We start from the raw sequence: 10,018 nt of genomic DNA, 5'->3' as shown, positions 1-10,018 counted from the left end.
TTGGTGGTCCAGTTGATCATCTGAGCGTCTCCTGCCGGCATGGCGATACCCAGCGGTTCATAGGTGAACGGGGTAATCAGCGAAACCAGTCCTTCATTGGGGTGACGAAGCAAAGAGAGCACGCAGACATGGTAATCGGCCACCAGGGCGTCCACCTGGTTTGATAGAACCATATCGACGGCTGCGTCGTAGTCCTTGGCGGTGACCAGCCGGGCGTTGGGCATCATGGTTTTGATCAGGCCAGCGGAGGTGGAACCTTCCAGGGCTGTGAAGGCAAACGCCTCGGAGTTGAGCTTTGAGGTGTCTTCGGAGGTTACCAGAGACTTGAACTTGGTCAGCAGGGCCTTGCCGGAGATGTGATACGGACCCGCAAAGGCCACTTTCATGTTGCGTTCGGGAGTGATGGTCATGCCTGAAATGACCATGTCGACTTCGCCGGCCTCCAGCGCAGGCAGCAACTCGGAAAAGGGTTTGATCACCAGGCTCAGTTCGACCCCCATGGCGCCGGCGATGTAGCTGGCCAGATCCACATCCAGGCCCATGGGCACGCCGGATTTGTCCAGCATGTTCAGCGGCGGCATATTGGCTGCCGTGCCCACGCGAAGGATGCCGCTTTGGGCAATCCGGTCCAAGCTCGAGGACGGCATGGTGCCGCTGTTGGTATGGGCACACGCGGTGGCAAAAACAAGGACAAGTACCAGCAGAAGACCACGTTTGAACTGTTTCATTGCTTTCTTCCTCCATCCGAATAAATGTTGATTGAAATTTGCTTGGCGGTTTCCTAAAAAGTAGATTGTCGGCGTGGATCGGTTGGCGAAAACAGGACCAATAGGCTTGCCAAGATCCATGTGATGGATTTCATATACCGCCTTTGCGTTCAAAAAAAACCGGGAGCCGATTTGTTTGACGCCATGATGCCGAAAGGAATAATAGTGAGTGTTCAGGCGATCTGCGGACTAAATGGCATCCGTGCAGGAAATGGTAGGTCACGTTGACTCAAATTAACACATAGCCCCAGCAGGGTCAATCAATCCGAATTGGTTTTGCTCGAACGGGCAGGCACGGATGGGACCGGTTGCCGAATGGTGCCCTATGGCGGCAAGTGGAGCGACGTTCACAGAAACGGGGCTGTATCATCCGATTTCCGGGTAGATTGTTTTTCGGCAAGGCGGGCAAATGGTGTGCGAAAAATCGGCTTCAGAATTCATGGAGACATACTCCTCAACATGCCACCATTTACCGTCTTCATCCCTGATTTTCTTGCAGCCGGAGCAGATGGGTAACAGTCCCCGGAGCATCTCGTTCTCCGCTTCCAGAACTTTCTGCTGGCTGAGGGATGCTTCAAGCTTCAGGAGCAGTTCAGCCCGCTCCTTCTCGACCTTGTGCTGAAGGGAAACATTTCGCATGACACCAAACAGAAGTGTTCGCCCGTCATCGTCTTTGAAGAACTTGGCGGTGATCTCGACCCAATAGACCGAGCCATTTTTGTGCTGCAGTTCAAACTCTGCCTTGCGCTTGATGCTTTTTCCCATCCTGTATTTGCGATGCCCTTCGGCCAAATACGCCAGGGCCTTCTGGTAGGAATTGGGCGCCAGCTGTTTTTTGTCGGGCAGGTGCTGAATCTCTTCGGCGGTGTAGCCGCTGAGGGTTTCGATGGAGGGGCTGATGTAGGTGAAACACATATTTCCGATGTCCACCACCCAAATCACGTCGACGATGGATTTTTCTATTATTCTATATTGTTTTTCGTACTTGGAAATCTTTTTCTCGATGGTTTCGCTCATCACGTCTCGCCATTCTCGGAGTAAAATGGTGTGTTCCCATAGCCTGTGAATCCCTCATCGGCTGATTGCCGGCTGATCTTTAACCGCAGAGGGTCCAAATGATGTCACCGGGTATGTTCAACCCAAAAATTATATCCCGCTGCCCGATCGTGGCGTCTACGCGCCATTGCCGTCCACCCAATGGTCCAGATGGATCGGCTGTACGATGCCGCAGGACATGGGATTCCACTGGCAGGCGGCGCTGACTTCAACCCCAGATTGGATGATGGATACCGGCCGGTCCGACGAAACAACCACGACGATGATATCCGCGTGTTCGGCGGTGAACCGCAGGGCCGAATTGTAGCGGGCGCCGCGGGCTCGGTCTTCGCCCACGATGGACCGACCATCCAACAGGCAGGCAAATCCGTGCAGGTGCATGTCGGCGCCGATATGCAGGGCGCCGTCCACCCTGAAAAGGGATTTGGCCAGGTCGAGGATGCTGGTTTCCCGTAAATCAAGGGCGCGGTCGAAGCACTGGCCTGAAATGATTATCGGCGAGGGATTGAGGTCCAGTACGAGGGTGGCGCCGTGTTTCTGGTCTTCGGCCTGATGAACCAGGGCGGCAACGATTTTTAAAATGGTGGTGCCCGTTTCCGGATCGAGGGTCGATTCCAGCAGCGCCTCTTCCAGGTGCACCAGGTTGGCCCGCCGGGTGGTGGACTGGTAGGTGCCATCGGCAAAACTGCATACCCTGTCGTCGACAACCTTCAGAAATCCGTGCCCACCCCTGAAATCGGCGGTAATGTTAAACGCTGGCAGACGGTCGACCGCGATTCCGGCCACGCAGCGGCCGTCGGAAATCAGCTTGAGGTTCGTCTGTTCAACGGCGGCCAGCAGCTTGCGTACGTGTTTGATGTTTCCCATGGTGGGCTGCTCCGCCGGGGAAAAATAGGCCAAAAACGGTATGTGGGCCAGCGTCTGGGGTTCAACAAAAACCAGATCCCCCCGCGGCCAGGCACCCTCTTCACGGGTTCGTGAGAGCTCCAGGATCGCATCCAGGATAGGGTAGATGCGCAGCCGGGTATCCCAGCCGAGCAGGACGTTCATACGGTCGACCACATCGTCGCGGACCGCATGGGTGGCGTATTCCCGCAGAAAGCTGCCCGAGATGCCGGTGTAGAACGTACTTTCACTGGCCATGTCATGGGAAAACCGCCAGGCCGCGTGCTCCAGCCAGCGCTCGGTGGGCCCGATGCTGCACATGTCCGGGTGATGCTCGGTAAACCACATCTGGTAATAGACGGATCCGGATCGGCCGCCGTAGGAGATCAGACCCGTCATCTGAAGATTCTTTTCGGGCATGATATGGCTGTATTTCAGGCTGCCGCGGTGGATGGCCGGGCGGTTGCGCCATTCCTGGTTATCGACATACAATTCCTTCAGCCGGGGCTCGTGGCCGGACAGAAGATTCTGGGGGTCGAAGATAAACATGGGGGAATCCGACCCCAAGGCGAAAACCAGGGCCGCCCGGCTGGGGCCTGAGAAGTGAGACAGACCGTCACGAAGGCCATCCAGGGTGTCGCCGATGCAATGGCAGGTAAAGGCATTGATGGTCACGGTGGTGTTCCGTCGGCTTTTGGATTCGGCAAAGGGACAATGGGAGACAATCTGTTCAGACTATTAATCGACCCCAATGTTTTTGTCAATTGACCGCCGGGAGTCTTTATGCAGCTTTCTACGTGAACCGTTTGATTGATAGGTCGTGCCTACCAGTGTGCCGTCGATGAATCCTCATTGCCTTTGCGGACCCATTCCTTACCATTGACATGGGGTATTTGGTTATCCGATAATCGGTGAAGGGTGCGGGGAAAATTATTTTTTTCTCGTCACTCCTTTTCACCATTTAAATTCCCTACGATCACAGGCGAGCATAGACACCATGGGCAGGCAACGAAAGTATGCTTTTTTGCGGTGGGTTGATTCCGAGGCAGGAATCGAGGGCATCGAGTCCGGCGAATCTCCAAAAATCGTCGACTGGCCGAGAATCACTCCGTTTATCGTGCTGCACCTGGCCTGCCTGGGGGTCGTGTGGGTCGGTTGGAGCCCGGTGGCGGTGTGGACGTCCCTTCTCCTCTACCTGGTGCGCATGTTTGCCATCACCGGCTTTTATCACCGCTATTTTTCCCACAAAGCCTTCAAGGTAGGTCGCGGATGGCAATTCTTTTTTGCCGTATTGGGCAACGCATCGGCCCAGCGGGGGCCGCTGTGGTGGGCGGGCCATCATCGTCATCATCATCGATTCGTGGATACGGAAAAGGATGTCCACTCCCCCTCGCAGCATGGGTTCTGGTGGAGCCACATGGGGTGGCTCACCTCCCGCGCCAATTTTGCGACGCCATATCGGTATGTCAAAGAGTGGACCCGTTTTCCCGAACTGGTGTGGCTCAACCGTTTCGACACGGTTGTTCCCGTGCTTTTGGTTTCAGGCCTTTTCCTGATCGGAGCGTTTTTGGAACGGGAAGCCCCGCACATGGGAACCAGCGGCGGCCAGATGGTCGTATGGGGGTTTTTTATCTCCACCGTGGCGCTCTTTCACGCCACCTGTACCATCAACAGCCTGGATCACATGTTCGGTACCCGACGGTTCGATACCCCGGATACCAGCCGCAACAATGCGCTCCTGGCCTTGATCACCCTGGGAGAGGGGTGGCACAACAACCATCACCACTATGCGGTGTCTGCCCGCCAGGGCTTTCGCTGGTGGGAAATTGACATCACTTACCTGCTGCTCAAGATCATGGCCAGGGTCGGCATTGTTTGGGAATTGCGACCGCTGCCTGAAAGGCTCCGATCCGGATAGAATGGTCTTGGGCAGGGAATTTCGCTTCCGCTTCAGACGGGGAGGATTTTATGCGCATCGCCATCATCGGCACCGGTATATCCGGGATGACATCTGCTTACCTGCTGAGCGAAGATCACGAGGTGACGGTTTACGAGGCCAAAAGCACGATCGGCGGGCACACCGCTACCGTGGATGTTCCATTAAATGGTCGCAATTGGCCGGTGGACACTGGTTTCATCGTTTTCAACCACAAAACCTATCCCCACTTTACGCGGCTGATGGACCATCTGGGGGTAGCCTCTCAGCCCTCGGTAATGAGCTTCAGTTTCCAAGACCTTAAAAGCGGACTGGTGTTCTGCCCCAGCGGTTTTGATGCACTGTTCATCCAGCGAAAAAATCTGCTGCGCCCTGCTTTTCACCGCATGCTGCTCGACGCGCTGCGCTTCCGGCGAGGGGCCCGCAAGCTTCTCGATTCAGGCGACGATCGAACAACATTAGAGACCTATCTATCAGCCCATCACTACTCCACTGGCTTCATCGACCACTTGCTGATCCCCATGGGTGCGGCTATCTGGTCAGCGGACCCTGGAATGTTCAGGCAGTTTCCGGCGCGTTATTTCATCGAATTTTTTGAAAACCACGGATTTTTGAACATTTCAGATCAACCGCAATGGCGGGTCATCAAGGGCGGCTCCCGGAACTACATCGGACCCATCACCCGGCCCTTTGCCAACCGCATCCGCCTGAACAGCCCGGTGTCAGGCGTCACGCGTTCAGCGGACAAGGTAAGCATAAAAACTGTCGATGGCCGCGTCGACAACTTTGACCACGTGGTCATCGCCGCCCACTCAGATCAAGCCCTGGCCATGCTGGCTGACCCGTCGGCGACCGAACGCGCCGTGTTGGGCGGTATCGGCTACCAGGAAAACCAAGTGGTGCTGCACATCGACACATCGGTGCTGCCTGCCAAACGGCCGGCTTGGGCCAGTTGGAACTACCTGACCCCCGAACGGTCGTCGGACCGCGTTGCCCTGACCTACAACATGAACATGCTCCAACACCTGGATGCCCCGGAGACCTTCTGCGTCTCCCTGAACATCGGCGAACGCATCGATCCGGCCAAGGTCATCCGCCATTTCGTTTACCACCATCCCATTTACACGCCCGACAGCCTGGCCGCCCGCCGCCGGCACGCTGAGATCAGCGGGGTGAACCGGACTTCCTTCTGCGGGGCCTATTGGGGATACGGGTTTCACGAAGATGGGGTGAACAGCGCACTGGCGGTGTGCCGTGCCTTCGGAAAGGAGCTGCCATGAACAGCGCCATCTACCGGGGCACCATCCGTCACCGTCGCTTCACGCCGGTTGGCAATGCCTTTCAATACCGCATCTTCTTCATGCTTTTGGACTTGGCGGAAATGTCACAGGTGTCGACCCTTCACCCGTTATGGTCGGCTGACCGGGTGAATCTGGCCTATTTTCGCCGTCGGGACCATTTCGGGGATCCTATGATATCCCTGGATAGGGCGTTGCGAAACCACGTTGAGGCGAAAGCCGGCCAGCGGCCGACGGGCCCCATCCGCATGCTCACCCACCTGCGCTATTTCGGCCACTGCTTCAACCCGGTGACGTTCTACTTCCTTTACGACAGCGGTGACTGCTGTCTGGAGACCATTGTGGCCGAGATCGCCAACACTCCCTGGGGGGAGCGCCACCTGTACGTTCTGGATGCTGCAAGCAACGTGCATCCGGACCGCCGGTGGCGGCGGTTCCGCTTCTCCAAGGAATTTCACATTTCGCCCTTCATGCCCATGAACATCGACTATGATTGGCGGTTTTCGGTTCCGTCGGATCGCCTCAACGTGCACCTGATGAATTTCCAAGATGGGGAGCCGGTTTTCGATGCCACCTTGAATCTTTACCGCAGACCGATGAACCGGCAGAACCTCACACGGATGCTGATTCTCTACCCGGCGATGACCCTCAAGGTCGTCGCTATGATCTACTGGCAGGCACTCAAGCTGAAGCTCAAACAGACCCCGTTTTATGATCACCCAGGCGAGAAGATGCGAGTGACTAAAAAAATGGAGGCGTCACCATGATCAACACAGCGATTACACCCAAAAATAAAAGCACGTCCGTATCCGGCCCTGTGGTCTCACTAAATGGCGTCGGACGTCGACTGGTCCTGGCTTTGCTGGAGAAGCTTCAATTTGGCCAGCTGACCCTAAAGGACAGCCGGATGGTGAAAACCTTCGGCCGCAAGACCCCCGAATTCGACCTCTCAGCCACCATTCGGGTCCACCGGGATGATTTTTACCGATTCTGCGCCTTCGGCGGCAGCGTCGGTGCGGGTGAAGCCTTCATGCTCGGCCACTGGACGTCACCGGACCTCACCGCCGTGGTGCGCATCATTGTCCGAAATCAACAGGTGTTTGGGGAGATGGACCAGGGATGGACCATGCTCTCGCGTCCCGTCCATCAGATCTTCCACCTGATGCGCAAAAACACACCCTCCGGCAGCCGCGAGAACATCATGGCCCACTACGACCTAGGAAACGATTTTTACCGACTGTTCCTGGACGAGACCATGACCTACTCGAGCGGCATTTTCGAGACATCGCAGAGTTCACTGAAGGAGGCATCGATTGCCAAGTACGACCGCCTGTGCAGAAAGCTGGATCTCGGTCCCGACGATCACCTGCTGGAGATCGGCACCGGATGGGGTGGATTTGCCCTTCACGCTTCAGGAAAGTACGGGTGCGAGGTCACCACCACAACCATTTCGCAGCAGCAGTACGACTTTGCCAAGGCTAAGATCGAGGCGGCAGGATTATCCGCGCGCGTCCATTTGCTGAAATCCGACTACCGGGAACTGACCGGTCAGTACGACAAGCTGGTCTCCATCGAGATGATCGAAGCCGTGGGCCACCATTATTACGATATGTTTTTCAAGGTCTGCGCACAGCACCTCAAGGAAGACGGCCTGATGGCCATCCAAGCCATCACCATCGCCGATCACGCATTTGAACAGCACAAGAATTCGGTGGACTTCATCAAACGCTACATCTTTCCGGGAAGCTGCATCCCCTCGGTGACGGCACTGCTCGAGGCCATGTCCAGATCAAGCGATCTGCGGCTGTTTCACATGGAGGACATCACCCCCCATTATGCGACCACGCTGCGGACGTGGCGCGAGCGGTTTTTCGACAACCTGGACCAGGTTCGCGAACTGGGCTTTGAAGAGGCCTTCATCCGCATGTGGGACTATTATCTGAGCTACTGCGAAGGGGGGTTTCTGGAGCGTTATATCGGCAATGTTCAGATGGTATTTTCCAAGGCTTTGACTCGGCGGCTTCCCCGCATTTGAGCAGATGACATTCCGATCAAATAAATGGTTCAACTCCCCTTTGAAATCCTTCCGGATCCCGTATTTTTCCATGTAACAGGCCTCATATAGTTGAAAAAAAATGCAGTCTGTTATGTGAACGGTGGCGAGGCTCGAGAAGGTTTGCGAAATCAAAAATAGGGTCTTGATTTCTCTTATGGTAGTGTTATTATTGCGTCAATCGAAGGTCCGTTTCAGTTTGGCGGGCCGGTTTCGTTATGAAGGTGTTGGTCATGTTCGTCCAGTGGCACCCTTTATGTATGAAGCAAGAGAATTTTTTTGAAAGGAGGGTGCCAGCATGATCAACGGCGTAGTGAAATGGTTCAACAGCAGCAAGGGCTACGGCTTCATTGAGCAGGAAGATGGGCCGGATGTGTTCGTCCATCATTCAGGTATCAATTCAAGCGGTTTCCGGTCTCTCAACGAGGGCGACCGGGTCACTTTTGAGATCGTTCAGGGTCCCAAGGGACCGTCCGCGTCCAACGTGACGGTTGTCTAAGACTTCGACCGGATCTGAAATTTATTAAGGGGGCATACGCCGGGTAATGCCTATGCCCCCTTTGTTGGCATATCCGTGACCCGTATAAAAGTCTCCTCGACCTCTCTACAGAAGAAAACCACCTCCAAGAAGTGTATAGAAAGCGGACCGACCGAATCCGTATTTGAGCCTCAATACTTCTTATTTCTGACAACCGCAGGACTGACGGATAATTAATTTGCTTTTCAGAGTGACCTCTCGCGTTGAGCGAGTTGGATCCTGAATTCTATTTATGAGTAATTCGGTGGCCGTTCGGCCGATCTCATAGGTGGGCTGCTTGATTACCGTTAGGGCCGGTAAGACAAGTTTGGCCCAGGTGGTTTCGTCAAAACTGGCAAAGGCGACTTCCTCTGGAATCGTTTTTTTGCTTTCCCGAAGCGCACGCAGTGCCCCGGCCGCCAAGAGACTGTTGCTGGTCAGGATGGCCTCGGGGGGGTCGGGTAGCTGTAACAGTTTCAGGGTCGTGTCGAAGCCGTCATCCTCCCTGGGGTTGGCATACTTGACCCAGTCAGTGGATGGCTGCAGATCATGGGCTTTTAACGCCTGCACAAAGCCCTCCCGTCGTTCCCGGCCGGTGGTGCTGCCTATGCCAAAAATGGCGCCGATGCGGCGGTAACCATGCTCAATGAGATGGGTGGTGATGGTCTCGGCCGCCTGCACATTATCGATCATTATATTATCGACTTCTGCATCGCTGACCCGTCGGTCAATAACCACCATGGGTATGTTCAACTCGGCGGTCTCTGAAAAATTATCAGCGGTGTGACGGGTTGGAGATAAAATAATACCGGCAAGATTTTCATCGCGTATCAGATGCAGATACCGCCGTTCTTTATCCGGATCCTCATCATTATTGCAGAGCATCACGCTATAGCCCTGCTCGTGTGCGGCATCTTCCACAGCCCGACCGACCTGTTGAAAGAATGGATTTTCAATATCGGAAACAATCAGTCCGATAATGCTTGATTTTTGGGATCGAAGGCTGCGGGCAACGCGGTTGGGACGGTAGTTCAGTTTTTTCACCACTTTCATCACACGGGCTTTAACTTCTTGGCGCACGTGGGGCTTGTTCGCCAACACGCGTGACACGGTCGCTGTTGATACGCCTGCTGCATCGGCAACGTCTTTTATCTTGAACATTTTAGAATCAAACTCCTGATTATCTTAATATTTAACCAAATACAAACAGCAGAAATGTAATCGTTTGCATGTTTATTGTCAATTCAAATATGCCTTTTCCCATTGACCAATTTCCCACAAGAAATACGCCATCATCACTTTATAACCAACTAACATAAAGATTTATAAACGAAAAATATCTGATTACCTGTTGATACAATGATAGCGAATGGGATCCACAAGAGACATTTTTAGTCATTATTTCATCATTTCCGGACCGCGAAAATGGATCAAGTACGCCAACCTGCCATGCAAAAAATTGTTTTTCTTACATTGGCAATATAAATGCAATTATAGAGACTGTAA

The 10,018-nt window shown here is 54.3% G+C and carries 9 protein-coding genes; 5 read left to right on the top strand and 4 right to left on the bottom strand.

Going from position 1 to position 10,018, the window contains the following annotated elements:
- The 3 genes from ABYV26_RS13250 to ABYV26_RS13240 all read right to left on the bottom strand — a co-directional run.
- Positions 1 to 728, bottom strand: a 728-nt coding sequence (locus tag ABYV26_RS13250) for a transporter substrate-binding domain-containing protein (RefSeq protein WP_372681727.1), incomplete at its 3' end; no start/stop codon positions are given.
- Positions 729 to 1,133: 405 nt separating this feature from the next.
- A complete protein-coding gene (locus tag ABYV26_RS13245; RefSeq protein ID WP_372681725.1) occupies positions 1,134 to 1,784 on the bottom strand; it encodes a PAS domain-containing protein in 651 nt (216 codons plus the stop codon).
- 156 nt (positions 1,785 to 1,940) lie between these two features.
- The gene (locus ABYV26_RS13240; RefSeq protein ID WP_372681723.1) at positions 1,941 to 3,383 is read right to left on the bottom strand and encodes a DNA integrity scanning protein DisA nucleotide-binding domain protein; all 1,443 of its coding nucleotides are present in this window, start codon (positions 3,381 to 3,383) and stop codon (positions 1,941 to 1,943) included.
- A 322-nt stretch (positions 3,384 to 3,705) separates the two neighbouring features.
- Between ABYV26_RS13240 and ABYV26_RS13235 the strand changes: the two genes are divergently transcribed.
- From ABYV26_RS13235 to ABYV26_RS13215, 5 genes are all read left to right on the top strand, one after another.
- Entirely contained in the window at positions 3,706 to 4,626 is a 921-nt protein-coding gene (locus ABYV26_RS13235; protein WP_372681721.1) for an acyl-CoA desaturase, read from the top strand.
- Between the two features lie 50 nt (positions 4,627 to 4,676).
- Positions 4,677 to 5,924 carry an NAD(P)/FAD-dependent oxidoreductase gene (locus tag ABYV26_RS13230; RefSeq protein WP_372681719.1) on the top strand — a complete coding sequence of 416 codons (1,248 nt, stop codon included), beginning with the start codon at positions 4,677 to 4,679 and terminating at the stop codon, positions 5,922 to 5,924.
- Positions 5,921 to 6,709 (top strand): DUF1365 domain-containing protein, encoded by a 789-nt coding sequence (locus ABYV26_RS13225; protein ID WP_372681717.1) that lies wholly within the window; start codon positions 5,921 to 5,923, stop codon positions 6,707 to 6,709. The genes ABYV26_RS13230 and ABYV26_RS13225 overlap by 4 nt, the downstream gene beginning before the upstream one ends.
- The gene (locus tag ABYV26_RS13220; RefSeq protein WP_372681715.1) at positions 6,706 to 7,977 is read left to right on the top strand and encodes a class I SAM-dependent methyltransferase; all 1,272 of its coding nucleotides are present in this window, start codon (positions 6,706 to 6,708) and stop codon (positions 7,975 to 7,977) included. The genes ABYV26_RS13225 and ABYV26_RS13220 overlap by 4 nt, the downstream gene beginning before the upstream one ends.
- Positions 7,978 to 8,293: 316 nt before the next feature.
- Entirely contained in the window at positions 8,294 to 8,494 is a 201-nt protein-coding gene (locus tag ABYV26_RS13215) for a cold-shock protein (protein ID WP_372681713.1), read from the top strand.
- Positions 8,495 to 8,674: 180 nt separating this feature from the next.
- On the opposite strand, the gene ABYV26_RS13210 is transcribed toward ABYV26_RS13215, so the two are convergent.
- Positions 8,675 to 9,673 carry a LacI family DNA-binding transcriptional regulator gene (locus ABYV26_RS13210; RefSeq protein ID WP_372681711.1) on the bottom strand — a complete coding sequence of 333 codons (999 nt, stop codon included), beginning with the start codon at positions 9,671 to 9,673 and terminating at the stop codon, positions 8,675 to 8,677.
- Between the last annotated feature and the right edge of the window lie 345 nt (positions 9,674 to 10,018).

Source organism: Desulfosarcina sp., assembly GCF_041551955.1.
Taxonomy (GTDB): Bacteria; Desulfobacterota; Desulfobacteria; order Desulfobacterales; family Desulfosarcinaceae; genus Desulfosarcina.
The sequence above is the reverse complement of the archived record's forward strand: the minus strand, read 5'-3'. Positions and strand labels throughout refer to the sequence as shown.